The 24,893-nt window shown below is 73.4% G+C and carries 22 protein-coding genes and 1 other RNA gene; 3 read left to right on the forward strand and 20 right to left on the reverse strand.

Features of this window, described 5'->3' with window-relative positions:
* Positions 1-31: 31 nt before the first annotated feature.
* The 4 genes from IEY78_RS25960 to IEY78_RS25975 form a co-directional block, all read right to left on the reverse strand.
* Positions 32-928, reverse strand: a complete 897-nt coding sequence (locus tag IEY78_RS25960) for an FAD binding domain-containing protein (RefSeq protein WP_189102228.1) — start codon at positions 926-928, stop codon at positions 32-34.
* 938 nt (positions 929-1,866) lie between these two features.
* Entirely contained in the window at positions 1,867-2,160 is a 294-nt protein-coding gene (locus IEY78_RS25965) for a DUF3039 domain-containing protein (protein ID WP_078568732.1), read from the reverse strand.
* A gap of 92 nt (positions 2,161-2,252) precedes the next feature.
* Positions 2,253-2,933: a hypothetical protein gene (locus IEY78_RS25970; RefSeq protein ID WP_189102230.1), complete on the reverse strand. Its 681-nt coding sequence runs from the start codon at positions 2,931-2,933 to the stop codon at positions 2,253-2,255.
* Positions 2,934-3,116: 183 nt separating this feature from the next.
* Positions 3,117-3,797, reverse strand: a complete 681-nt coding sequence (locus tag IEY78_RS25975; protein ID WP_189102232.1) for a YqgE/AlgH family protein — start codon at positions 3,795-3,797, stop codon at positions 3,117-3,119.
* Between the two features lie 298 nt (positions 3,798-4,095).
* Between IEY78_RS25975 and murA the strand changes: the two genes are divergently transcribed.
* A complete protein-coding gene (murA, locus tag IEY78_RS25980) occupies positions 4,096-5,442 on the forward strand; it encodes a UDP-N-acetylglucosamine 1-carboxyvinyltransferase (protein WP_189102234.1) in 1,347 nt (448 codons plus the stop codon).
* A 343-nt stretch (positions 5,443-5,785) separates the two neighbouring features.
* Here the strand turns inward: murA and IEY78_RS25985 are convergent, their stop codons facing one another.
* The 10 genes from IEY78_RS25985 to IEY78_RS26030 all read right to left on the reverse strand — a co-directional run bounded on the left by IEY78_RS25985 (position 5,786) and on the right by IEY78_RS26030 (position 17,884).
* Positions 5,786-6,067 (reverse strand): HU family DNA-binding protein, encoded by a 282-nt coding sequence (locus IEY78_RS25985; protein WP_006605312.1) that lies wholly within the window; start codon positions 6,065-6,067, stop codon positions 5,786-5,788.
* Between the two features lie 306 nt (positions 6,068-6,373).
* A complete protein-coding gene (locus tag IEY78_RS25990; RefSeq protein WP_189102236.1) occupies positions 6,374-7,807 on the reverse strand; it encodes an NAD-dependent malic enzyme in 1,434 nt (477 codons plus the stop codon).
* Positions 7,808-8,347: 540 nt separating this feature from the next.
* Entirely contained in the window at positions 8,348-10,852 is a 2,505-nt protein-coding gene (locus IEY78_RS25995; protein ID WP_189102237.1) for a HelD family protein, read from the reverse strand.
* A 206-nt stretch (positions 10,853-11,058) separates the two neighbouring features.
* Positions 11,059-11,817 (reverse strand): anti-sigma factor family protein, encoded by a 759-nt coding sequence (locus IEY78_RS26000; protein WP_189102239.1) that lies wholly within the window; start codon positions 11,815-11,817, stop codon positions 11,059-11,061.
* Entirely contained in the window at positions 11,814-12,380 is a 567-nt protein-coding gene (locus IEY78_RS26005; RefSeq protein WP_268240329.1) for a sigma-70 family RNA polymerase sigma factor, read from the reverse strand. The genes IEY78_RS26000 and IEY78_RS26005 overlap by 4 nt, the downstream gene beginning before the upstream one ends.
* Before the next feature lie 73 nt (positions 12,381-12,453).
* Positions 12,454-13,095 (reverse strand): CGNR zinc finger domain-containing protein, encoded by a 642-nt coding sequence (locus IEY78_RS26010; protein WP_189102241.1) that lies wholly within the window; start codon positions 13,093-13,095, stop codon positions 12,454-12,456.
* A 136-nt stretch (positions 13,096-13,231) separates the two neighbouring features.
* Positions 13,232-14,416: a uroporphyrinogen-III synthase gene (locus IEY78_RS26015; RefSeq protein ID WP_189102243.1), complete on the reverse strand. Its 1,185-nt coding sequence runs from the start codon at positions 14,414-14,416 to the stop codon at positions 13,232-13,234.
* Positions 14,417-14,609: 193 nt separating this feature from the next.
* Positions 14,610-16,055 carry a nitrate/nitrite transporter gene (locus IEY78_RS26020; RefSeq protein WP_189102245.1) on the reverse strand — a complete coding sequence of 482 codons (1,446 nt, stop codon included), beginning with the start codon at positions 16,053-16,055 and terminating at the stop codon, positions 14,610-14,612.
* Positions 16,056-16,250: 195 nt separating this feature from the next.
* Positions 16,251-16,754: a DUF4232 domain-containing protein gene (locus IEY78_RS26025; protein WP_229700179.1), complete on the reverse strand. Its 504-nt coding sequence runs from the start codon at positions 16,752-16,754 to the stop codon at positions 16,251-16,253.
* A gap of 155 nt (positions 16,755-16,909) precedes the next feature.
* Positions 16,910-17,884: a LysR family transcriptional regulator gene (locus tag IEY78_RS26030; RefSeq protein ID WP_189102248.1), complete on the reverse strand. Its 975-nt coding sequence runs from the start codon at positions 17,882-17,884 to the stop codon at positions 16,910-16,912.
* A 259-nt stretch (positions 17,885-18,143) separates the two neighbouring features.
* Here IEY78_RS26030 and IEY78_RS26035 point away from each other — a divergent pair, with 259 nt between their 5' ends.
* Positions 18,144-19,292, forward strand: coding sequence for an MFS transporter (locus IEY78_RS26035; protein ID WP_229700183.1), 1,149 nt, complete (start codon positions 18,144-18,146; stop codon positions 19,290-19,292).
* A 31-nt stretch (positions 19,293-19,323) separates the two neighbouring features.
* Here IEY78_RS26035 and ssrA read toward each other — a convergent pair.
* The 5 genes from ssrA to ftsE form a co-directional block, all read right to left on the reverse strand.
* Positions 19,324-19,693: a transfer-messenger RNA gene (ssrA, locus tag IEY78_RS26040) on the reverse strand.
* A 125-nt stretch (positions 19,694-19,818) separates the two neighbouring features.
* A complete protein-coding gene (gene smpB, locus IEY78_RS26045; RefSeq protein ID WP_189102250.1) occupies positions 19,819-20,316 on the reverse strand; it encodes an SsrA-binding protein SmpB in 498 nt (165 codons plus the stop codon).
* Between the two features lie 18 nt (positions 20,317-20,334).
* Complete coding sequence (locus IEY78_RS26050) at positions 20,335-21,555, reverse strand: S41 family peptidase (RefSeq protein ID WP_189102252.1); 1,221 nt, start codon at positions 21,553-21,555, stop codon at positions 20,335-20,337.
* Positions 21,556-21,623: 68 nt separating this feature from the next.
* Entirely contained in the window at positions 21,624-22,535 is a 912-nt protein-coding gene (gene ftsX / locus IEY78_RS26055; RefSeq protein ID WP_189102255.1) for a permease-like cell division protein FtsX, read from the reverse strand.
* 9 nt (positions 22,536-22,544) lie between these two features.
* Positions 22,545-23,234: a cell division ATP-binding protein FtsE gene (gene ftsE, locus IEY78_RS26060; protein WP_189102256.1), complete on the reverse strand. Its 690-nt coding sequence runs from the start codon at positions 23,232-23,234 to the stop codon at positions 22,545-22,547.
* A gap of 249 nt (positions 23,235-23,483) precedes the next feature.
* Between ftsE and IEY78_RS26065 the strand changes: the two genes are divergently transcribed.
* Positions 23,484-23,675 (forward strand): hypothetical protein, encoded by a 192-nt coding sequence (locus tag IEY78_RS26065; RefSeq protein WP_189102258.1) that lies wholly within the window; start codon positions 23,484-23,486, stop codon positions 23,673-23,675.
* Positions 23,676-23,774: 99 nt separating this feature from the next.
* On the opposite strand, the gene IEY78_RS26070 is transcribed toward IEY78_RS26065, so the two are convergent.
* Positions 23,775-24,626 (reverse strand): hypothetical protein, encoded by an 852-nt coding sequence (locus IEY78_RS26070; protein ID WP_189102260.1) that lies wholly within the window; start codon positions 24,624-24,626, stop codon positions 23,775-23,777.
* Between the last annotated feature and the right edge of the window lie 267 nt (positions 24,627-24,893).

Consider the following 24,893-nt stretch of genomic DNA (forward strand, 5'->3'; position numbering starts at 1 on the left):
CACCTCTCCATGGTTCCCTCGCTGCGCCCACTCATGAGAGCGCCCTCCCCAGTGCACGGCGGGCCAGGGCCGCCACCGTACGGCGCAGGTGCAGTGCGGCCGGCGGCAGGCCGGCCGGCTCCGCACCGTCCTCGGACGGCGCCGGGTCGGGGATGCAGGCGGCGGCGACATAGTCACCGAACGCCGTCAGCGCCTCGGGCACCAGGCCCCGTTCACCGTCCCAGTCGATCAGCGAGGCCACCCACTGCTCGGCCTCCAGGGGGCGCAGCGGCATGGCGGCGACCGCGCCCACCGCGCAGCGCACCCCGCGCCGGGCCGGGTCCAGGACGAGCGCCACCGAGGCGGTGGCGCGGCCGGGGCCGGTGCGGCCGGTGGCCTTGAGGAAGGTCTGCGGGGCGTGCAGCAGCGGCACCCGTACGAAGCCGACGAGTTCGCCCGGGGCGAGCATCTCGCGCCCGGCCAGCAGATGGCTGACCGGGATCTCCCGGCGGGCGCCCCCGGGCCCGGCGATGATCACCGTGGCTTCGAGGGCGGCGAGCACCGGGAGGGTGTCGCCCGTGGGCGCGGAGGTCACGATGTTGCCGCCGAGCGTGCCGGCGTTGCGGATCTGCGGCGGGCCGGCGGCGCGGGCGGCCGCGGCCAGGCCGGGGATCAGCGCGGCGAAGTCGGGGCGCCCCATACGGGCGAGGGTCAGTCCGGCGCCGAGCAGGGCATGGCCGTCCAGATACTGCCAACCGCGGATCTCGCTGATCCGGTTGAGGCCCACGAGAGCGGCGGGTCTGAGGTGTCCGGCGTTGACCGCCGCCATGAGATCGGTGCCGCCCGCGACGGGCACGGCGGTGGGCATGGCGGTGAGCGCCGCCACCGCCTCGTCGAGCGAGGCCGGCAACGTCACCGTGTGCGACGCGTGCGGTGCGTGCGTGGTCAAGCCAGCTGCCCCTTCCCCGGTGTCCCGGCAGTTCCGCTCCGCCGTACGGTACGTGCTCACGGCCCGGACGTGGCAACTCTGGCACATCTTCCCGGACCCTCGGCGCGAGGGTCCGCGAAGCGGCGGCCGGTCCCCGGGCGGAGTGCTTGTCGCTCTTGTCGCGCTTGTTCGTGTTGCTCTTGCTGCTCTGGTCGTTCTCGCTGCACTCGCCGTTCTCGTCGCCCTGGCCGTTCTCGTCGCCCTCGTCCGGTCCTGTCCGCCACCGACGGTACGGGCACTGCGATGTGGCACGTCGGGGACGGCGTCCGGCCGATGCGGCGGGACGCGCCCGCCGGCTACAGCGGTGCTCGGCACGGCGGTGCCGGGGGGAGGACCGCCGTGCCGCACCACCGTCCCAGGGTCCGGCCGCCCGGGCGCCCTCCTTGCACCGGGGCTCACACGTTTGGGGGCGCCCCGTCGATCGGGCGTCCGAGGACTCCGGGGCGTTTCCGCCGGAGGAATGCCAGGGGAAGGGGGCCGCCGGGCGGGCGGTGGCCGACGCCGGGGCTCATACGGGGAGGCGTCCTGACGGTGGTCCAGAACAGCTGCCGCTCGGGCCACATCGCCGCGTCGTGGCCGGATTTCGCGGCGGCGGCAGCGCCCCCGGGGCCGTAACTGCCGTGGTGGCGGAGGAGATTCACCTCGGAGAGCCGGGAACGGGCCGTGAGGAGAGCCGGGAACGGGCCGCGAGGAGGACCCTCACGGACCAACCGTGCGAGGTCCGAGAACGCCGAAGGGCCCGGTCCACGAGGGACCCGGGCCCGATTCACGCGGCGGGGCGGCACCGCCGTGCACGCGGCGGCGCCGTACGACGCCCGGCCAGACGGCGGTGTCCGCGGCGCGCCGGTCCGCCCGCGCTCACCCGCGCGCGAGCGGCCGCCGCCGGCCGGGAGTTGCGGCTACTTCTTGCCGCCGTCCTTGCCGCCCTTGTCCTTGTCGCCGCCGGCGCCCATGGACTCGAAGATCTCCTTGCACATGGGGCAGACCGGGTACTTCTTCGGGTCGCGGCCCGGGACCCAGACCTTCCCGCACAGCGCCACGACGGGCGTGCCGTCGAGCGCGCTCGCCATGATCTTGTCCTTCTGGACATAGTGGGCGAAGCGCTCGTGGTCGCCGTCGCCGTGCGACACCTGCGGTGTCGGCTCTACGAGGGTGCCCGTACCTGCCCCGCGCTCGGGCTCAACAGTGCTCATAACAGCCAAGGGTACTCACGCGCGCGGCAACCCGGGAGCCTCGGCCCGGCGAGGGCGACGGGCCGGGCGCGCGGCCCGGGCGGGCGATCCCGTCACGAGGCGACCGGCATGCCGCCCCGGTCCCCCGCCGTCAGGCCGAGCCGCACCGCGAAGGCCAGCGCGGCATCCGGCCGGACGTCGTACCACGCGTCCTCGTCGCAGACCGCGCCCAGCAGCGCCGCGAGGTCCGCCGGGCCGACCGTGCGGGCCGCGGCGGCGGCGAGGAAGGCACGGACCGCCGCACCGGGGTCGACCTCCGTCTCGGTCCTGGCCACCAGGTCCTCGACGAGCTTGTCGATCGCGGCCTCGCCGGGCGCCGCCCAGTTCATCGCCATCGCCAGGCCGTCGTCCGGCATCTTGGCGGGGTACGGCGCGCGGGCCCAGGCGCCGTCCTGCCACCAGTAGACGAACCCGAAGAGGTTGCCCTCGGCGTCCTGGCGCAGCCGCTCCCAGGGCAGCCACTCGGGGCCGCCGGCCAGGAAGTCGATCTGCCGGCCCCCGTCGTGCGTGTAACTGCCGTCGGAGTCCTGGCCGCACAGCAGTGCCCGGCCGCCCTCGAACAGCTGGAGCCGCCACCAGTAGCTGCCGCCGTCGTTCTCGCACCGGAGGCCGTGGCGGCTCCAGCTGTACTCGTCCCCGTCGTCCACGCCGGCGGCCACCACGGCCAGCGTCGCGGCGCGCGCCCACAGGCGCTCCGGATGGTCGAGGTCCTTGGGCACACTCGGCCGGTGCATGGCTCTCCCCCGTTTGTCCGGCGCGGCCCCGCCGACGCGGCCGCACACCTCGCCTGTCACGTCCGAACCCTAGCGACGGGGTCCGACAATTCCCCATGACGAAGCCGTCACAATAATCCAGTACTCAACAAAATCCCGCGCCACGCGCCGGAGGCGGACCGCCGACCCGCACCCGTACGGGGGTCAGTTCAGCGACGGGTCGTCCGGATACGTGGCCACCATCGCCAGCTCGTTGCGCTGCCGGCGCAGCACCGCGCGCCACAGCTGCTCCGGATCGGGCGAGGACACGTCGCCGGGCTCGGACTCGACGACGTACCAGGCGCCCTCGACGAGTTCGTCCTCCAGCTGCCCGGGCCCCCAGCCCGCGTACCCGGCGAAGATCCGCAGGCTGCCGAGCACCGCCGCGAGGAGTTCCGGCGGCGCCTCCAGGTCGACCAGGCCGATGGCCCCGTGCACCCGGCGCCAGCCCAGCGGCTCGTCACCGGACGGGACATCCGCCCGGTCCGCGGCCGGCGCTGCCGGCGCACCGGCCGGCTCCGCGCCGTCCCCGCCCGCCGCCGGGGCCCCGTCGACGGAGTGGATGCCGCCCTCCCCGGAGAGCCCGCCGGGCACCACGGCCACGCCGAGCGCGGAGTCCAGCGACACCGGGCCGCCCTGGAAAACGACCCCCGGTTCCCCCGCCAGCGCGGCCCAGGGTGCGAGGATGTCCGCGACCCCCACCGGCGTGGGGCGGTTGAGGACCACGCCGAGGGAGCCCTCCTCGTCGTGGTCGAGGAGCAGCACCACCGCGCGGTCGAAGTTCGGATCGGCGAGCGCGGGCGTCGCGACAAGTAGCCGCCCTGTGAGCGAGGACACCTCGGTCATGGCCACATGATCCCGCACTTCTGCCCGGAGCGGGGAGTCAACGTCCGGGCCCGTGCGAGAGCAGGCCAGGGCGTACGGCTGCAGCACCGGCGCACACCCTGCGACACTCAATAGCCCATTCAAGACATTCAGCGGCAAATTCAGCCAAAGGTCGATTACAGAACAAAGGCAGACCGTAGCGGAGCGTGCTGTGACAAAGCCATTACATGCATGAAGCATGCACGGGCCTTCGGACTCACCCCCGCCCGCCCTTACCATTTCAGCTTGGCCCCTGCCCGTCTCCAGGAACGCGAGATCCATGACCGTCTCTACTGACGACGTACTGCTTGTCCACGGCGGCACCCCGCTCGAGGGCGAGATCCGGGTTCGCGGTGCGAAGAACCTTGTGCCCAAGGCCATGGTCGCCGCCCTGCTCGGCAGCGGCCCCAGCCGGCTGCGCAATGTGCCCGACATCCGCGACGTACGCGTGGTGCGCGGGCTGCTCCAGCTGCACGGCGTCACGGTGCGCCCCGGCGACGAGTCGGGGGAGCTGATCCTCGACCCGTCGCACGTGGAGAGCGCCAACGTCGCGGACATCGACGCGCACGCGGGCTCCTCGCGGATCCCGATCCTGTTCTGCGGCCCGCTGCTGCACCGCCTCGGCCACGCCTTCATCCCGGGCCTGGGCGGCTGCGACATCGGCGGCCGCCCGGTGGACTTCCACTTCGACGTGCTGCGCCAGTTCGGCGCGACGATCGAGAAGCGCGCCGACGGCCAGTATCTGGAGGCCCCGCAGCGCCTGCGCGGCACCAAGATCCGGCTGCCGTACCCGTCGGTCGGCTCGACCGAACAGGTGCTGCTGACCGCCGTCCTGGCCGAGGGCGTCACCGAGCTGTCGAACGCCGCCGTGGAACCGGAGATCGAGGACCTCATCTGCGTGCTGCAGAAGATGGGCGCGATCATCTCCATGGACACCGACCGGACGATCCGGATCACCGGTGTCGACAAACTCGACGGCTACACCCACCGCGCCCTCCCGGACCGCCTGGAGGCCGCCTCCTGGGCGTCCGCGGCGCTGGCCACCGAGGGCAACATCTTCGTCCGCGGCGCGCAGCAGCGGTCGATGATGACCTTCCTCAACACCTTCCGCCGGGTCGGCGGCGCCTTCGAGATCGGCGACGAGGGCATCCGCTTCTGGCACCCGGGCGGTTCGCTCAACGCCATCGCCCTGGAGACCGACGTCCACCCCGGCTTCCAGACCGACTGGCAGCAGCCGCTGGTCGTCGCGCTGACCCAGGCGTCGGGCCTGTCGATCGTCCACGAGACGGTGTACGAGTCCCGGCTCGGCTTCACCTCCGCGCTCAACCAGATGGGCGCGCACATCCAGCTCTACCGCGAGTGCCTGGGCGGCTCCGCCTGCCGCTTCGGCCAGCGCAACTTCCTGCACTCCGCGGTCGTCTCCGGACCGACCCGGCTGCAGGGCTCCGACCTGGTCATCCCCGACCTGCGCGGCGGCTTCTCGTACCTGATCGCGGCGCTGGCGGCGCAGGGCACCTCCCGGGTGCACGGCATCGACCTGATCAACCGCGGCTACGAGAACTTCATGGAGAAGCTCGTGGAACTCGGCGCCAAGGTCGAGCTGCCGAACGGCGCGCTGCGCAACTGACCGCGGCGCGGCGACACTCGACGGCTCACGGCAGCGGGCCCCGGCGTACCTCGCCGGGGCCCGCTGCCGTGCGCGCTCCCGCCCCGTGTCACCCGTTCGGGCGGCCGTACGGGTGACGCCGGACGGCTGCCGCCGGAGCCGCGCGCAGCCGCCGGGCGCACCGGGCGCGCCATTTCCCGCCCTGCGCGGCCCTGGTGGCCCCTCTGGCGGGCGCGGGCCCGGCGGGCCTTCCCTTCGCCCGGGCCGGCCGGGGCGGGCCTTCCACCGGCCGTCCCCGGCGCGGCATGCGTCAGGGCGGCCACCCCTGGAAGGGATGGCCGCCCTGACGTGCCGTACGGAGGGATTACTTACCCTTGGCGGCTTCCTTGAGCTTGGAGCCCGCGGAGACCTTCACGCTGTAGCCGGCCGGGATCTGGATCGGGTCGCCGGTCTGCGGGTTGCGCGCGGTGCGAGCGGCACGGTGGGTGCGCTCGAAGGTCAGGAAGCCGGGGATGGTGACCTTCTCGTCGCCCTTGGCGACGACCTCGCCGGTCACCTCGGCGAGGGCGGCCAGAACGGCGTCGGCGTCCTTGCGGGTCACCTCGGCGCGATCGGCCAGAGCGGCCACCAGCTCACTGCGGTTCATGTTTGTACTCCCGTGTTCTTCTTGCCAATGAGGCGTGAGATCGAAGCCGATGCTGCCAGGGTCCTCGGACAGTCCCCGGACCCGGGTCTGATGCCAGACCCTCTCGCCCGATTACGCATCCTGCCCCTACCTGCGGCGGTAAAGCCAATCCGGCACCCAGGAGGGTCACACGAAAAGCGCCACTGCCTCGTTAGTGGTCACGCTCCGTATCATTCCCGCTCCGGGCCGGCCCCACAGGGCGGCGGTCGCTTGCTGCCCGCCACCCTATGGGCGCCCCAACGGCGGCGTGTCCAGCGACGCGCCGTATCAGACCGTCGTGGCGGCCGTCACAGCCTGTTCGCCGCTCTTCGCGGCGCTGCGCACCGCGTCGGCCACCGCGCCCGCGACCTTCTCGTTGAAGACGCTGGGGATGATGTAGTTCGGGTTGACCTCGTCCTCCAGGACGACGTCCGCGAGGGCGCCGGCCGCGGCCAGCATCATCTCGGTGTTCACCGTACGGGAGTGGGCGTCGAGGAGGCCGCGGAAGACGCCGGGGAACACCAGGACGTTGTTGATCTGGTTGGGGAAGTCGGAGCGGCCGGTGGCCACCACGGCGGCGGTCTGCCGGGCGACGGTCGGGTCGACCTCCGGGTCGGGGTTGGCGAGCGCGAACACGATCGCCCCCTCGGCCATCCTCGCGACGTCCGCGCCGTCCAGGACGTTGGGCGCGGAGACGCCGATGAAGACGTCCGCGCCGACCACGGCCTCCTTGAGGGTGCCGGTGACGCCCTCCGGGTTGGTGTTGTCGGCGATCCAGCGCAGCGGCGAGTCCGGGTCGGCGTCGACCAGGTCCGGGCGGCCGGCGTGCACCACACCGTGGATGTCGGCCACGACGGCGTGCCGGACGCCGGCCGCGAGCAGCAGCTTGAGGATGGCGGTGCCGGCCGCGCCGGCGCCGGACATCACGACCCGGACGTCCTCGGTCTTCTTGCCGACGACGCGCAGCGCGTTGGTGAGCGCGGCGAGCACCACGATGGCGGTGCCGTGCTGGTCGTCGTGGAAGACCGGGATGTCCAGGGCCTCCCGCAGCCGCGCCTCGATCTCGAAGCAGCGGGGAGCGGAGATGTCCTCCAGGTTGATGCCGGCGAAGCCGGGGGCGATGGCCTTGACGATCTCCACGATCGCGTCGGTGTCCTGGGTGTCCAGGCACAGCGGCCAGGCGTCGATGCCGGCGAAGCGCTTGAAGAGGGCCGCCTTGCCCTCCATGACGGGCAGCGCGGCCTTGGGGCCGATGTTGCCCAGGCCCAGCACCGCGGAGCCGTCCGTGACGACCGCGACGCTGTTGCGCTTGATCGTCAGCCGGCGGGCGTCCTCGGGGTTGTCGGCGATGGCCTGGCAGACGCGGGCGACGCCGGGCGTGTAGACCATCGAGAGGTCGTCACGGTTGCGGATGGGGTGCTTCGACGACATCTCGATCTTGCCGCCGAGGTGCATCAGGAAGGTACGGTCGGAGACCTTGCCGAGCGAGACGCCCTCGATGCCGCGCAGCTTGGAGACGATCTCGTCCGCGTGCGCGGTGGACGACGCGGCGATGGTGACGTCGATCCGGAGTTTCTCGTGGCCGGACGCCGTCACGTCGAGGCCGGTGACCGAGCCGCCGGAGGACTCCACGGCCGTGGTGAGCTGGCTGACGGCGGTGCCGCTCGCGGGTACTTCCAGTCGCACCGTCATCGAGTACGAGACGCTTGGCGCCGTTGCCATGGCCGACTTCCTCTGCTTTCCCTGGTTCTCTGCGCGGCTCCACGGCCCGGGGTACCGGGTCCGGAGCAATGTTGACCGATCGTCGCACCTACCAGCCGGTACGCGGTAACCAGCCACAGCGTTCGGAATCGGGCTTCCACCATACGAGAGGCCCTCGGGGAGCCGGAACCCCCTCCCCGGAAGCCGGCGGGAAGGCGCCCGGCAACGGCCGCGCGTCCGGCGTGCATCCGACGTCCGGCGTCCGTCCGTCCGCTGTTCACCCGGCCCCCAACGACCGCGGGCGCCCCTCCCGCAGGAGGGACGCCCGTAGTCGAGGTCCAGCGGCACCGACCCGCCATGCTCGCCTCGCGGCAAGTGGTCGCTCGTAGCGACGATGGTTGGGCCCGGGGGCTTGGATCGAGCCGGTGCCGTCACCCAGGCTAACAAACCATCCCCGGAAGCGAATCCCGTCCAGGGGGGCCGATTCGAAGTCCCCTCGTACGGCGGCGCCCGGCTCCCGGCCGGGGCCGCCGTACGGGGTGCGGGCCGGGCCCGCCTGGGTCAGTCCCGCAGCAGGTCGGGCACGTGGGCCGCATCCGGGTCGTCCCGTTCGGCCGACAGCACGGTCAGCTGCTGGGTGGCCCGGGTCAGCGCCACGTACAGGACCCGCAGTCCGGCCGGGGACTCGTCCGCGATCTCGGCGGGCGAGACCACGAGGGTGGCGTCGTACTCCAGCCCCTTGGCCTCCAGGGAGCCCAGCGCCACCACCCGTTCGCCCAGCGGGGCCAGCCAACTGCGGGCCTGCTCGCGGCGGTTCATGGCCACCACGACGCCGACGGTGCCGTCCACCTCGCCCAGCAGCCGCTCGGCCTCGGCGACCGTGGCCCGCGCCAGCGCCGTGTCGCCGGACGGGCCGCCGCCGTCGGAGGCGAGCGCGAAGCGGGGCTCCAGGCCCGTGGAGCGGACGGCCTTCGGCGACCGCATGCCGGGCATCGCCAGCGCCAGCACCCTGGCCGCCAGGTCGGCGATCTCCGCGGGGTTGCGGTAGTTCACGGTGAGGGTGAAGCGGCGGCGCGGGCGGGTGCCGAGCGCCTCGTCCCGGGCGGCGGCGGCCTCGTCCGGATCGGACCAGGAGGACTGCGCCGGGTCGCCGACCACGGTCCAGGTCGCGTGCCGGCCGCGGCGCCCGACCATCCGCCACTGCATCGGCGTCAGGTCCTGGGCCTCGTCGACGATGACATGGGCGTAGTCGGTGCGCTCCTCCTCCAGCCGCTCGCGCCGGCTCCGGCCGCCGCCGCTGCGGTCGGCGAAGGTGGTCAGCTCCTCCAGGCCCGTCAGATGGTCCAGCGGGTCGGCCTCGCGGGGGCGGGGCGGGCGCATCGGGGCGCCGAGGACCAGCTGGAGTTCGTCCAGCAGGGCGATGTCGTGCACCGACAGCGGGCCCTGGCCGCGGCCGTCCAGCCGCTGGAGGGAGCGGGCCAGTTGCCGCACCTCGCGCGGGTTGAGCACCCGGCGCGCCCAGCGGCCCAGCAGCCGCTCGTCGGCCATCGCGGCCAGCACCCCGCGCGGGGTCAGCTCGGGCCACCAGGCGTCCAGGAAGTCCTGGAAGTCCTGCTCGGTGGTGATGTCCTCGTCGAAGCCCGCGCGGGCCTCGGCGGCGAGTTCGGGGTCGGTGTAGCGGCGGGCGGCGCCGGAGCGGGCCCACAGCGCGTCCAGGATCAGCCGGCGGGCGCGCGGGCGCAGCAGGTTGACCGGTGCGGTGCCGCCGAGCGCGGACTGCCGGATGGCGTGGAGCTCGTCGGCGTCCAGCTCGATCCGGCCGCCGAAGGCGACGACCCGCAGCCGGGCGGGGGCGGTCGCGGCGGGCCGGGCGGGTCTGGAGCGGGTGCGGCGGCCGCGGCGGGTGCCCGGGGCGGGGGCCGGGTCCGGGGGCGGGGCGAAGAGGTCCTCCAGGGACAGCTGGGCGTCCCCGTCCGCGTCCGCGGCGGCGTCCGGGCCGGTGCCGTCCGGTGCCGCCGGGCCCGCCAGCTCCAACGCCCCGCGGGCCGCCTTGCGCAGCAGCTTCTGCATCCGCGCGGAGCCCTTGATCCGGGCCACCGCCGGCGGGTCGTAGGCGCTGGTCTCGGCGCCGTCGACCAGCGAGCCCAGCGCCCGGATGGCGACCTGGCCCTCCTCGCCGAGGGAGGGCAGCACGCCCTCGGTGTACGCGACCAGCAGCGGGGTCGGGGAGACGATCAGGATGCCGCCCGCGTAGCGGCGGCGGTCCTGGTAGAGGAGGTAGGCGGCGCGGTGCAGGGCGACCGCGGTCTTGCCGGTGCCGGGGCCGCCCTCGACCTCGGTGACGGAGGCGGCGGGGGCCCGGATCACCATGTCCTGCTCGGCCTGGATGGAGGACACGATGTCCCGCATGGTGTGGCTGCGGGCCCGGCCCAGCGCGGCCATCAGCGCGCCGTCGCCGATCGCCGGCAGCTCGCGGCCGTCCAGCGTCGCGGTGACCTCCGGGCGCATCAGGTCGTCCTCGACGCCGAGGACCTTGCGGCCCTTGGAGCGGACCACCCGGCGGCGGACGACCCGGCCGGGCGCGACGGGGGTGGCCCGGTAGAAGGGCGCGGCGGCCGGCGCCCGCCAGTCGATGACCAGCGGGGAGTAGTCGGCGTCGAGGACGCCGAGGCGGCCGATGTGCAGCGTCTCGGCGATCTCGGCGCGGTTGTCCACGATCGCGCCGTCGGCGGGTTCGACGGAGGTGAAGGCGCCGTCCGGGCCCTTCTTGCCGTCCTTGCCGAGGAGCAGGTCGATCCGGCCGAAGAGGAAGTCCTCGTACTCGGAGTTCAGCCGGTGGAGATGGACGCCGGCCTGGAAGACCTGGGCGTCGCGTTCGGCGAGGGCGCCGGGCGTGCCGACCTGGCCGCGCCGGGCGGCGTCGTCCATCAGGAACTCGGCCTCGTGGATCTTCTCCTCGAGGCGCCGGTAGACGCGGTCCAGGTGCGTCTGCTCGGCCTCGATCTCACGGTCGCGTACGGAATCCGAAGCGTGATCCGGTGCGTGCGTGGCGTTGTGCGCGGCCACCCAGGCCCCCTTCTGCTGTGCGTAGGGCAGCCGTCAACCGTACGCGAACCGGGCATCATGCGCACCTGGTCAGAAGGACAAAGTCGGGCGAGTCCGGTCAGAAGTTGATCTCGGAGGGGTGAGGGGGCGGGCCGGGGGCGGCTCCGTGGCCGTCCGGGGCGGGCGCCCCGGGCCGTTTCCCGGGCCGGGGCGCCCGGGGGCGTGCCTCAGACGTCGACCTTCGCCAGCCGTTTGCCGTCCAGCGTGTTGACCTCGAAGTGGTCGATGTCGCCGCGGTTGAGGGCCGCGCCGCCCGCCGCGTACAGGGGCTCGCGGTTCCACTTCGCGGCGCTGCCCGGGATGCCGTAGCCGCCCTTGGGGACGGCCCAGGTCGTGACGGTCTGCCGCTTGCCGTCCTTGCCGACGGCGACCAGGTCGCAGGCGAGCGGGCCCTTGACGTTGGCCAGCTCAAGGACGACCTGGGTGCCCCAGGGCCGGGTGGCCATGGAGACGCCCGCCGAGACCTTGGTGTCCGGGTCGACGGAGCTGACCTTCTCGCCCGCCGCGTACTGGGCCCGCACGGCGCTCGCCAGCGGCGGCGCCGGGGTGCTCGGCGGGCTGCCGGGCGGGGCCGGCTCCCCCTTCAGGGCGAAGGTGGCCAGCGGTCCGCCGACGATCAGGACGACGGCCGCCGCGACCAGGAACAGCCGGCGCCGGGCCCGGCCGCGGCGGGTGGCGGTCACCTCGCCGAGCAGCCCGTCGAGCAGCGCCGGGCCGGGCTCGGCGGTGATCGTCTGCGGGGTGGGCGCGGACTGCTTGAACTCGGCCAGCACCGGCGTGAGACGCATCAGTTGTTCGAGTTCGGCCGCGCACCGGTCGCAGCCGACGAGATGCGCCTCGAACCGGTCCGCGTCGGCGGCGTCCAGGACGCCCAGGGCGTAGGCGCCGACGTCGGTGTGCCGGTCCGGTGGCATGGGCGGGGTCACTCCGTTACTCCTCGTTCCTCGAGCGAGAGCTTCAGGGAGCGCAGCGCGTAGAACACCCGGGACCGTACGGTCCCGGCCGGCACCCGCAGCACTTGTGCCGCCTCGCTGACCGTACGCTCCTTGAAGTACGTCTCGACGAGGGCCTCTCGGTGGGCCTTGCTCAGATCGCTCAGCGCCTCGGAGATCGTCATCAGCCGCAGCGCCCGGTCGATCACATCGGCGGCGGGCATCGTCTCCAGCGGCGTCGCGTCGACCTCCTGCGGCCGCGCCTGGCGGCTGCGGTGCCCGTCGATCACGATCCGCCGGGCGACGGTCACCAGCCAGGGCCGGATGGATCCGGTCGCCCGCTGCAACTGATCGGCGTTGCGCCAGGCACGGACCAGCGTCTCCTGCACCACGTCCTCCGCGCGATGCCGGTCGCCCGCCACCAAGCGCAGGACGAAGGCGAGAAGCGGGCCCGCATGATCGTCATAGAGGGCTCGCATGAGCTCCTCGTCAGGTGTCGTCCTGTCTGCCACGACGGCATCCTTACGCACTCCAACTCCCGGGTCGATAGCCCGCATCGCCCAAGATCGCCGGGGACCGCGCCATGAATCGGACTTGCGGTGAGGAGTACGGACGGGCCGGGCGGGGTGTTCAGCGCCCGGCGGAATATTTTTCCGCGGCGGTGACCGGCCCCTGACCGGCGACCGCGGCCGGGTCCCGGCGGACCGTCGTGCGCCGCCGGTGGCGGGCCACCCGCTCCCGGTTGCCGCACACTTCGCTGGAGCACCAACGGCGGCGCCGGCCACGGGAGGTGTCCAGGTAGACCAGGGTGCAGCGGGCGCCCTCGCACTGCCGCAGCCGCCGGCGGGCCGCCGCGTCGGTCAGCAGCCCGATCGCGTCCCGGGCCACCTCGGCCAGCAGCCCGGCGCAGTCGGGCGGGGCGGGCAGCGTGCGGGCCAGGGCGCCGTCGGCGGTCCGCACGGCGCACGCGGCGGGCGGCTGCCCGGCCCCGGCCGCGGAGTTGAGCAGCGCCAGATCGGCGTCGGCCGCCCTGCCCCGCAGTTCGTCGTGCACCACCCGGCGCAGCAGCTCCCCGAGCGCGCGGAAGCGGCCCAGCCAGCGGCCGTCGACCCCGTCCAGCGGGGTGCCGTGCGGCACCAGGCCGGCGCCGACCAGCCAGGCCCGCAACTCCTCGGGGCCGGTGAGCCGTTCGGCGGGGGTGCCGGCCGCCGTGGCCGCCAGGTCCAGGCAGATCCGCCCGCAGTCGAACCGCAGGTCGCCTTGCGCCGCCATGTGCCCGTCACTCCTTCGGGGACCCCGCACCAGTGCCCCCAGAGTGCCCCGCGCACGCGCCGGCCGGAACCCTCCGGAGGCGGCCGCCGCGACCGGCGCCGCGTGTGCGGTCGCGACCGGCGCCGCGCGTGGGTGGCTACTCCCCGCCGTACTTGTCGGTGTCCGCGTGCGGGTCGAGGGAGAGCCGGTAGCCGCGCTTGACCACCGTCTGGATCAGCTGGGGCGCGCCCAGCGCCACTCTTAGCCGGGCCATCGCGGTCTCCACGGCGTGCTCGTCGCGGCCCGCGCCCGGCAGCGCGCGCAGCAGCTCGGCGCGGGAGACCACCCAGCCGGGCCGGCGGGCCAGCGCGCGCAGCAGCGCCATGCCGGCCGGCGGCACCGGGCGCAGCGCCCCGTCCACCACCGCGGCATGCCCGCGGATCTCCAGCCGCCGCCCGGCCACCGGCAACGGCCGCACCCGGGACGGCAGTTCCCGGCACAGCACCTGCACCAGCGGGCCGAGCCGGAAGCGCTCCGGTTGCAGGGTCGGCAGGTCCTCGGCCTGGAGCGGCAGCGCGGTCACCGGTCCCACGCACACCACCAGCACCTCGCGCCGCAGCGCTGCCAGCACCTCCTCGCGCATCCCGCGCTCCCCCGCCCGGCGCAGCAGCGAGGCGGCGGCCGGCGCGCTGGTGAAGGTCACCGCGTCCAGGGCGCGCGCGGCCACCGCGTCCAGCAGCCGGTCGACCGGACCGATGTCCTCCGGCGGCATCCAGCGGTAGACGGGGACGCCGACGACCTCCGCCCCGCCGGCCCGCAGCGCCTCGACGAACCCCGGCAGCGGCTCGCCGTGCAGTTGCAGCGCCACGCGGCGGCCGGCGACGCCCTCCGCCAGCAGCCGGTCCAGCACCTCGGCCATCGACTCGGAGGCCGGGGACCACTTCTCGCTCAGCCCGGCGGCCCGGATCGCGCCGCGCACCTTGGGCCCGCGGGCCAGCAGCTCCACCCCGGCCAGCCGGTCCAGCAGGGCCTCGCCCAGGCCCCAGCCCTCGGCGGCCTCCACCCAGCCGCGGAAGCCGATGGCGGTGGTGGCCACGACGATGTCCGGCGGGTGGCCGAGCAGGTCCCGGGTCACCGCGAGCAGCTCGGTGTCGTCCGGCAGCGGGACGATGCGCAGCGCGGGCGCGTGCAGCACCTGTGCGCCGCGCCGTTCGAGGAGCGCGCCCAGTTCCTCGGCCCGGCGGGCCGCGGTCACGCCGACGGTGAACCCGTCCAGCGGCCGGACCGCCGGTGCCGGCTCCGTCCGCTCCTGTGCGCCGTGCTCCTGCTGCTGCTCGTGCATGGTGGTCCCGCTCCGCCCAGAGTGGTGTGCTGCCGTCTCCTGCTCCGCTGCCGCCGCGGCCCGGGCGGCACGCGGTGCCGGGTGCCCAGGGTGCCAACGGCACGTGACGGCTCCGGTCCTCCAGTATTTCCCCGCGGTTACGCGGCCGCCCCCGCGGGGGCGGCCGCGGCGCCCCCGTGCGGCCGCCCCCGGCCTACACCTCCGCGTACGCCGGGCGCCGCTCGCCGTCCGCCGACGGCACCCGCGCGGCACGCCGTGCCCGGGCCGCGGGCCGCAGGTATACGACCCAGGTCACCGCGCCGCACACCGCGTAGCAGGCCAGGAACGAGGCGAACGCGGGCGTGCCCGAGCCGGTCGCCAGGAACGACTGCCGGAAGGCGAGGTTGACGGCCAGTCCGCCGAGCGCGCCCACCGCCCCGATGAGCCCCATCGCCGCGCCCGACAGCCGCCGCCCCTCGGCCGCGGCCGACTCCCCCGCCAGTCCGCGGCCGAGCGCCAGGGCCTGGAAGATCCCCGGGATCATCTTGTACGTGGCGCCGTTGCCGAGCCCCGACAGCACGAACAGCGCGATGAACCCGGCGAGGAACACCGGCAGCGACGCCGTCGCCGACGCCCCGATCACCACCGCGGTGGCCAGGCTCATCGCCGCGAAGGTGCCGAGGGTGATCCGGGCGCCGCCGAACCGGTCCGCCAGCCGCCCGCCGACCGGCCGGACCAGCGAGCCCAGCAGCGGCCCGAGGAAGGTCAGCGACGCCGCCTGGAGCGGGGTGCGCGCGAACTGGCTCTGCAGCACCAGGCCGAAGGCGAAGCCGTAGCCGATGAACGACCCGAAGGTGCCCAGGTAGAGCAGGGACATCACCCAGGTGTGCGCCTCCCGGGCGGCGTCGCGGGCCGCGCCGGTGTCGTTCGCCACCGGGGCGAGGTTGTCCATGAACAGCGCCGCGAGCAGCGCGGCGAGCACGATCAGCGGCAGGTAGACGGCCAGCACCAGCCGCGGCCGCGCGGCCCCCGCCGTCCCGATCACCAGCAGCCCCACCAGCTGGATCACCGGCACCCCGATGTTGCCGCCGCCGGCGTTGAGCCCCAGCGCGTAGCCCTTCCTGCGCAGCGGGAAGAAGGAGTTGATGTTGGTCATCGAGGAGGCGAAGTTCCCGCCCCCGACCCCCGCCAGGGCCGCGATCAGCAGGAACGTGCCGTAGGAGGTGCCCGGTTCGAGCACGGCCGCCGCGGCGCCGGCCGGCAGCAGCAGCAACAGCGCGCTGATCACCGTCCAGTTGCGGCCGCCGCACCACGCCACCGCGAAGGTGTACGGCACCCGCAGCACCGCGCCCACCAGCGTCGGCACCGCCACCAGGAAGAACTTCCCGGCCGGGTCGATCCCGTACTCCGGCCCCATGAACAGCACCATCACCGACCACAGGCTCCAGATGGAGAACCCGATGTGTTCGCAGAGCACGGACAGCGCCAGGTTCCGCCGGGCGATCCGCTCCCCCGTCGTCGCCCAGAAGGCCTCGTCCTCGGGGTCCCAGTGCTCGATCCACCGCCCGCCGCGCCGCCGCACCCGGCCACCGCCGGGGCTGCCGCCGGAGGTGCCGCCGGGGCTGTCGTCACTGCGGGTTTGTGCTGCCGCGGCCGTCATCGCGCCTCCCTGGGGTCGGGTTCTGCGCGCTGACGCTAGGGACGGCGGGTTTCGGTGCCGTGCCGCCCGGTGACACGGACGAAACCTTGCACTCACGGGGCGGGGCGCGGGGTGGTGAGGCGGCGCTCCCGGTGGCGGGCTCCCGGCAGCAGGCTCCCGACGGCGGGGATCCCCGCCTTCTGCCGCCGCCCAGGCCTATTCGGCGGTCTCCTGGGGCGGGCCCATCCATATCGAGTCCGCGCAGACGTCCATCGACCGGCGCCGGCCCGCCTCGTCGCGGACCTCGACCGCGCGCCGGCCCGGGTAGTCGCGCGGCGCGGACACCACGGCGACATCGTTGCTGATCCGGAAGTCGTCCGCGGCCGTGCGCGGCCGGCAGTCCCGGTAGCGCAGGCTGGTCACCACCGTGCCGCCGCGCTGGAGGTCTATCGGCATGATCCGGCCGTGCCCCCGGGCGGCGGACTCCGGGCCCTTGCCGAGGTGGACCTCGAAGGCGGGGAAGCCGCGGAACACACAGGGCTGTTCACCCGTGTTGACGACCGACAGCCGGGCGTCGCGGTGCGGTGAGTGCGGCTTCTTCTTCAGGACGGTCAGCTTCCACCGCAGGCCCTTGGTGGTGCAGTTGGCGTGCAGGGCTGCCATCCGGGGCGATCCGGCGCAGCCCGTCAGGGCCAGGCCGGCCGCGACGGTCAAGGTCACTGCGGCCGCCACCGCCACACGAAGTGCACGCCGTCGCACGGATCTCCCCTGTTCGTTGCCTACACATATCCCTGCCGTTAAGGAAAGCTTTTCGTGCACTCGGGGTTGCCTGCACGTCCGTAATTTTTGTGCCATCGACCGTTCCTGATCGCCCGTCAGCCGGAAATGCCCATCACCCGCGCGTCCGCCTCCGGGAGCCACCACGCGTCCCCGGGCGGCCTGAGCCAGCCGTGCCGAGCGCCGGCTTCGCGGGCGGCCGTCCGCAGCGCGTCCAGCCCCGGATGCCGCAGCCCCCGCCGCCACACCATCGACACGGGCGACAGCGGGACCGGCTCCACCAGCGGCCGCAGCACCATCCCCGGCACCTCGATGAACTCCTCACTCGCCAGCACCGACCACCCCCGCTTGCGCACCACCCGCACGAACTCCTGCGAGCCCTCGATCTCCGGGAACGGCGCGGCCATCGCGATGCCGCGGCCCTCGAAGAGCCGTGCGGCCAGCTCCGTCCACTCGGCGGTGCGCGGATTGCCGGCACCCGCGTAGAGCGTCTCGCCGACCAGGCGGGCGAGCGGGACCGCGGACCGCGCGGCCAGCGGATGCTCCTCGGGCAGCAGCACCGCCATCCGCTCCAGCCGGACCGGCTGGTGGCTCAGCCGGTCCCGGACGCCGGCCGGCAGCGCCGCGAGCCGGCCGAAGGAGACATCGAGCTGGCCGTCCGCCACCTCGGGCGCCGCCCCCGCCAGCCCGCTGTGGAACCGGGCCACCAGCTCCACGCTGTCCGCCACCCGCTCCCTGGCCGCCGCCAGCACCCGGTCCGCGGTGCCGACCGGGGCCCGCACGTCCACCAGCAACGGCCGCTCCGGGACGGGACGGAACGCCGCCGCCAGCTCGTCCTGGGCGCTCAGCACCCGCCGCGCGTACGGCAGCAGTCGCTGCCCGTCCGGCGTCAGGGCGACCTGCCGGGTGGTCCGCACGAACAGCGTGGCGCCCAACTCCCGCTCCAGCCGCCGGATATCGCGGCTGAGCGCCTGCTGGGCGACGTGCAACCCGGCGGCGGCGCGGGTGAAGTGGAGCGCGTCGGCGACGGCGGTGAACGCGCGGAGCAGACGCGGGTCGGTGTCGTACGGCATCGGGCCATCCTGGCAGCGCCGCCGCCCCGCCGACCCCGTCTCCCATTGACACCGCAGGTGCGTCAATGGCCGCCGATCAGGTGTTGGACGCACGACGGGCACGGCCGCGACCGTAGTGGCATGATCCTCTTCCTCGCCGCCCGGCCGGTCGTCCCCCGCCCGCCCGGCCGCCCGGCGCGCGCGCGGGCCGCCGCGCCGCCCGTCGCCCTACCGCCGGCTCTTCGCCCTCCCCGGCACCCGCGCCTTCACCGCCGCCGGCCTGCTGGCCCGGCTGCCCATGGGGATGCTCGGCGTCAGCGCGGTGCTGATGATCGCGACCACCCGCGGCTCGTACGCGCTGGCCGGGGCGGTCACCGCGACCGGCCTGGCGGCGACGGCACTGGCCGGCCCGTGGACCGCGCGGCTGATCGACCGCCACGGCCAGGCCCGGGCCGCGGTCCCGGCCACCGCACTCGCCGTCCTCGGCTCGCTCTCGCTGCTGCTCTGCGTCCACCGCGGCGCGCCCGACTGGACCCTCTTCGCCTCGTACGCGGCGACCGCCACCACCCCCAACCTCGGCGGGATGTCCCGTGCCCGCTGGGCGCACCTCCTGCGGGACGACCCGGCCGCCCGGCACACCGCCGACGCCTTCGAACAGGCCGCGGACGAGCTGCGCTTCCTCCTCGGACCGGTGCTCGCCACCCTGCTGTGCACCGGCCTCGCCCCGGAGGCGGGCACGGCGGTGGCCGCGGCCCTGCTGCTGACCGGGACACTGCTCCTCGCCGCCCAGCGCGGCACCGAACCCCCGGTGGCCCCGCGGTCCGCGGCCCGCACCCGCTCGCCGCTGCGGCTGCCCGGCATCCCGCCGCTGCTGCTCACCTTCGTCTGCACCGGCGCGGTTTTCGGCTCGACGGAGGTGGTCACCCTGGCCTACGCCGACGCCGACGGCATCCGCGCCGCCGGCGGCGCCCTGCTGGCCCTCCAGGCCGCCGGGTCCGCCGCCGCCGGACTGCTCTACGGCCTGCTGCGCCCGGCCCCGGGCCATGACACCCGCCGCTTCCGCCGCTGCCTCACCGCGATGGCCGCCCTGATGCCACTGCCTCTGCTCGCCGCCGCGGCGGGCGGGCCGGCGGCGCTGGCCGTCGCCCTGGCGGTCGCGGGCACGGCCACCGCCCCGGCGATGGTCACCGGCATGGGGCTGGTCCGGTCCCGCACCCCGGCGGATCGGCTGAACGAGGGGATGACCCTCGCCGTGACGGCCCTGCTGGCCGGTATCGCGGCCGGTTCGGCGGCCGGCGGCCGGGCCGTGGAGCACCTCTCCGGGCCCGGCCTCGGCTACGCGGTCCCGGCCGCGGCCGCCGCCCTGGCGCTGTGCACCTCGCTGCGGCGCCCGGCGCGCACCGGCCGCACACAAAGCAGCGGCCCGTGAGGATCTCACGGGCCGCTGCTTTACATGGGATGAGTGGAGATGGCGGGAATCGAACCCGCGTCCAACGGTGCGGAATCAGGGCTTCTCCGAGTGCAGTTCGCTGCGATTTTCTCGGCCCCGGAGATCACGCGAACAAGTCTCCGACGGGCCCAGTCACTGTTTGATTTCCTTCTGGACCCCGCGACCGGGTCTAGAAGTTTAGTTCCCTAGCTGATGCCAGGATCCGGGTCGGGAACATCCCCGGGCTGACACTTCGCAAGTCGCTACTTAGGCAGCGAGGGCGAAGGAATCGCGCTTGGTGTTGGCGATTATTGGTTGCGACATATGGTTAACGAGATCATTGCCGCTTCCTCGACTCGCTTCCCCTGCTTCGACATCCGCTGTCGAAACCGATCATCCCCATGTTGATTTATCAAGGTGGTGCCACACCCCTCGTCGGGGTGCGGAGCCATCGTACGTGAACAACGCGTGCCGTTGCCAGCGTATTCCCCGGCAGCGCCCCCGGGGCCCGGGCCGTACGGGCCCGTCAGGCCCGCTGCCGCCGCCGGGCCGCCGAGACCGCCCGGTCGGTCTCCCGCCGGTCCTGCTGCTCGCGGAGCGTCTGCCGCTTGTCGTACTCCTTCTTGCCCTTGGCCAGCGCGATCTCGACCTTCGCCCGGCCGTCCTTGAAATAGAGGGCCAGCGGCACGATCGTGTGCCCCGACTCCTGGCTCTTGGACTCCAGCTTGTCGATCTCGGCGCGGTGCATCAGCAGCTTCCGCTTGCGCCGGGCCGCGTGGTTCGTCCAGGTCCCCTGCGCGTATTCGGGGATGTGCACGTTGTGCAGCCAGGCCTCGTTGCCGTCGATCTGGACGAATCCGTCCACCAGCGACGCCCGGCCCTGCCGCAGCGACTTCACCTCCGTGCCGCTCAGCACCAGGCCGCACTCGTAGGTGTCCAGAATGTGGTAGTCGTGCCGCGCCTTCTTGTGCTGCGCCACGAGCTTGCGCCCGGGAGTCTTGTCCTTGCCCTTGTCCTTAGCCATAGTGCGGCCATTTTCGCACTACGCACCGCCCCCGAGGCCACTCAATACTGTGCGGGCCCGTTTCTCGGCCCCGCGCCCGACGACCAGGTCGGGGGTGATCCCCGCCCCGTCGACGCTCCGGCCGGCCGGGGTGCGGTAGTGGCCGACGGTCAGCTCGGCGACCGAGCCGTCCGGCAGCGTGCTGGGCATCTGCACCGAGCCCTTGCCGAAGGTCGGGGAGCCGATCACGACCGCGCGGCCGCGGTCCTGGAGCGCGCCGGCCAGCAGTTCGGCGGCGCTCATCGTGCCCCCGTCGACGAGGACGACCAGCGGCACCCGGGTGTCGCCGCCGCGCTCGGCGTACAGCGCCCGCTGGCTGCCGCGCACGTCGTAGGTCGCGACCAGCCCGCCGTCCAGGAAGGCGGAGGCGGTGGCGGTGGCCTCGGTGACCAGGCCGCCGGTGTTGCCGCGCAGATCGAGCAGCAGACCGCGGTCCGGGGAGGCCCGGCGCACCGCCCGGCGGACCGCCGCACCGGTGCCCTTGGCGAACGCGGCGACCTTGACCCGGGTCGGGCCGCGGGCGCCGTCGGGGTGGTCGACGACGACATTGCGGCAGCGCAGCCGCGTGCGGTGGACCGTCGCGGTCCAGTGGCGGGCACCGCGCTGCAGCGCCAGTGCGACGGGGGTCCCGGCCGCGGCGGCCGAGGCGCGCGAGCCGTCGGGGGCCACGCCGCGCAGCCGGCTGACGACCTCGGTGACCGGGGTGTGCTCGGTGCCGCGGCCGTCGACGGCGCGCAGCCGGTCGCCCGGGGCGATGCCGGCCCTCGCGGCGGGAGAGCCGGGCTGGACCCGGGACACCTCGATCCGCCCGCCGCCCGTCTGCCGCACCCACAGCCCGACGCCGACATAGGCGCCGCCCAACTGCTCCTGGAAGTCCTCGAACTGGCCCGGGGTGTAGATCGTCGACCAGCGGTCGCCGCTGCGGCTGACCACGTCGGCGGCGGCCTCGGCACCGGACTTGCCGTCCTCGGCGGCCTCGGCGGCGGCGCGTTCGACGGCCTCGCGGTCCGCGAAGGCGGAGGCCGGGGCGTGCGCCTTCGCGGCCCTGCCACGGGGAGCGGACCGGCCCTCGGCACCGGCCGCCGCATCGCTCCAGGTGCCGGTCACGGCACCGGTGGCGAGCACACCGGCGAGGAACAACGTCAGGGCCGCCCCGCGGCGAATGCGGCGGGGCCGGTCGTACGCACACGGGCCCGACATGGCGGTGAGTCTAAGGGACAAAAGGGCGCCGTACGGTGAGTTGACCGTACGGCGCCCCTTGGCGAAGCTCACACCTTGAGGTACTTGCGCAACGCGAAGAACGCGGCGAGCGCGGGCATCAGCAGCCCGATCAGCAGGACCAGCGGGAGCACCGCGGCCACCGAGTCCCAGCCGATGAAGTTGATCACCTGGATCTTCTTCGCCAGCCAGTTGTTGATCAGTACGTACTTGCCGCCGACGATCAGCACGCAGGCGAAGGCCGCGCCCAGCAGCCCCGCGATGGCGGCCTCCAGGATGAACGGCATCTGGATATAGAAGCTGGAGGCTCCCACCAGGCGCATGATCCCGGTCTCCCGCCGGCGGCTGAACGCCGACACCCGCACGGTGTTGACGATCAGCATCAGCGCAACGACCAGCATCAGCGCCATCACGACCAGCGCGGCGATGTTCATGCCGTTGAGGAGGTTGAAGAGCGGCTCGACGGTGTCCCGTTGGTCCTGGACCTCCTGGACGCCGGGCCGCTCGGAGAACGCCGACTTGATGACCGCGAACTTCGTCGGGTCCTTGAGCTTGACCCGGAAGGACTCGGGCAGCTGGTCGGGCGTCACCAGCCCGGCGACGGGGGTGTCACCGAACTGCTCCTTGTAGTGCTTGTAGGCCTGGTCGCTGGACTCGTACTCCACCTTCTGCACGATCGGCAGCCGGGCGAGCTCGGCCTTGATGTCGTTCTTCTGCTGCTGGGTGGCCGCGCCCTTGGCGCAGTTGGCACCGGAGTCGGCGTCGTTCTTGTTGCAGAAGAAGATGGAGACGTTGACCTTGTCGTACCAGTAGCCCTTCATCGTGCTGACCTGGTCGCGCATCAGCAGCGAGGCGCCGAACAGGCCGAGCGAGAGGGCGACGGAGACGATGACGGCGAAGGTCATCGTGAGGTTTCGGCGGAGACCGACGCCGATCTCCGACAAGACGAACTGGGCGCGCATGGCGTCCTTTCAGTGCTGGTAGCCGTACACGCCGCGCGACTGGTCGCGTACGAGCCGGCCCTTCTCGAGTTCCATGACCCGCTTGCGCATCTGGTCGACGATCTGCTGGTCGTGGGTGGCCATGACCACCGTCGTACCGGTCCGGTTGATCCGGTCCAGCAGCTTCATGATGCCGACCGAGGTCTGCGGGTCGAGGTTGCCGGTGGGCTCGTCCGCGATGAGGAGCATCGGACGGTTGACGAAGGCCCGTGCGATGGCGACGCGCTGCTGCTCACCACCGGAGAGCTCGCCCGGCATCCGGTCCTCTTTGCCGCCGAGGCCGACCAGTTCGAGGACCTCGGGCACCGTCTTGCGGATCTGGCCGCGCGGCTTGCCGATGACCTCGAGGGCGAAGGCGACGTTCTGCCCGACCGTCTTGTTGGGGAGCAGCCGGAAGTCCTGGAAGACCGTCCCCACCTGGCGCCGCATCTGCGGAACCTTCCAGTTGGAGAGCTTGCCGAGGTCCTTGCCGAGCACGTGGACGTGGCCATGGCTGGTCCGCTCCTCGCGCAGCAGCAGCCGCAGAAAGGTGGACTTTCCGGACCCCGAGGAGCCCACCAGGAAGACGAATTCGCCGCGCTCGATCTCGAGCGAGACGTCCCTGAGTGCAGGGCGGTTCTGCTTCGGGTAGGTCTTGGAGACGTTGTCGAATCGGATCACTGATGCACCACGGTCGACCTGGATAGCGGCACGGGTTGCCGAGTTGCGGCTCCCGTCGGTGTGCGTGACCATACGCGAACCTCACACGGCGGCGCAGTCGCCGTAGGCGGTTGGTGCATTTCCTCACGGCACCTACGGGACAAAAGGCGCACAAACCGTGGGGCGCGCCGTTACGGCGACGAGCTGGCACAGTGGAAGAGGGAACCAATGCGCCCCCCGGTGCGTTGGTGCAGTGGAGAAGGAGGTCGCATGACGTACGACCGACTGGTGTGCGCCAACTGCGCGGCCCCTGTCAGCGAGGGCCGCTGCCCCGTGTGCCGGGCGAACAGGGAGCGGTTGCAGCAGACGGGCGGCATGTTCGCCCAGCTCAGCCCGGCGATGCTGGTGACGCTGATGCTCTTGATGATCGCGCTGGGCCTGCTGCTGCACCAGGTCACCTGAGACCGGTTTCCGGCCGGACCGGCGGCCGGACGCCCACGAACGCAAAGGGGCCCGGGACGCTGCTGCGTCCCGGGCCCCTTCAGCTGTCCCGCGCCGGCATCAGGCCGCCGCGGCACCGCCGCCGTTCTTGTTGATCAGACGGGGCAGCAGGCGGAAGCCCACACCGCCCGCGATCATCGTCGCCGCACCGATGAGCAGGACGGTCGTACCGGAGGAACCGGTCTCGGCCAGCTCGCCCTTGGCCTGCTGCTTGGCCTGGCCGGGCGTGTCCGCGATCTGCTCCTTGCCCTGGCCGGGCTGCTCGATCGGCTTGGAGCCCTCGTTGTCGGTGCCGGTACCGGTGGAGTCGCCGCCACCGCCGTTGCCGCCGCCGCTGTGGCCGCCGGTGCTGTCGCCGCCGGTGGACTGGCCACCGGTGGTCTGGCCGCCCGTGCCGTGACCGCCCGTGGTGGAACCGGTGGTGTCACCTCCGGTCGTCTGGCCGCCCGTGCTGGGCCCGCCCGTGGTGTCACCGCCGGTCGTGTCACCACCGGTGGTGGTGTCGCCGCCCGTGGTGGAGCCCGTGGTGTCGCCACCGGTCGTGGTGTCACCGCCGGTGGTGGTGTCACCACCCGTGGTCGTGTCGCCACCGGTGGTGGTGTCACCGCCCGTGGTGCTGTCGCCGCCGATCTCACCGCCGGTGGTCGTGTCACCACCGATCTCGCCGCCGGTGGTGGTGTCGCCGCCGCCGATCTCGCCGCCGGAAGTGGTGTCACCGCCGGAGCTGTCGCCGCCGGAGCTGCCCCCGCCGATGACGCCACCGATGATGCCGCCGATAAAGCCGCCGTCCTGGCCCGGGGTCTCACCCGGGCTGGCCGCGGAAGCCGCGCCGGCCGCGGTGAGCGACGCACCGGCCGCGATCACCGCACCGGCCGCAATGCGCGCAACGCGCAGCCGCGTCTTCTTCGTCATGTACTGCTACCCCCAGTAGCTGAACTCGTCATTGGAGCACCGCTGTACGGGGCGACGAGCAGAGGGGGTACGCGAGTCACGGCCGGCAGCCGGCCCCTCATCTCCCCGTTGCGCCACGCGCCCCATGACATACGCATGCCGCGCTCACCCTTCCCAGTTCGGCCACCATCGTCAAGGCCGAATAAAGGCCCCGCGTCCGAATTGTCAAGAGTTGGGCGGTACATGGACATACGACTGTGACCAATCCGCCACAGGAAAAACAACTGC

Source organism: Streptomyces kronopolitis (assembly GCF_014646275.1).
Lineage (GTDB): Bacteria > Actinomycetota > Actinomycetes > Streptomycetales > Streptomycetaceae > Streptomyces > Streptomyces kronopolitis.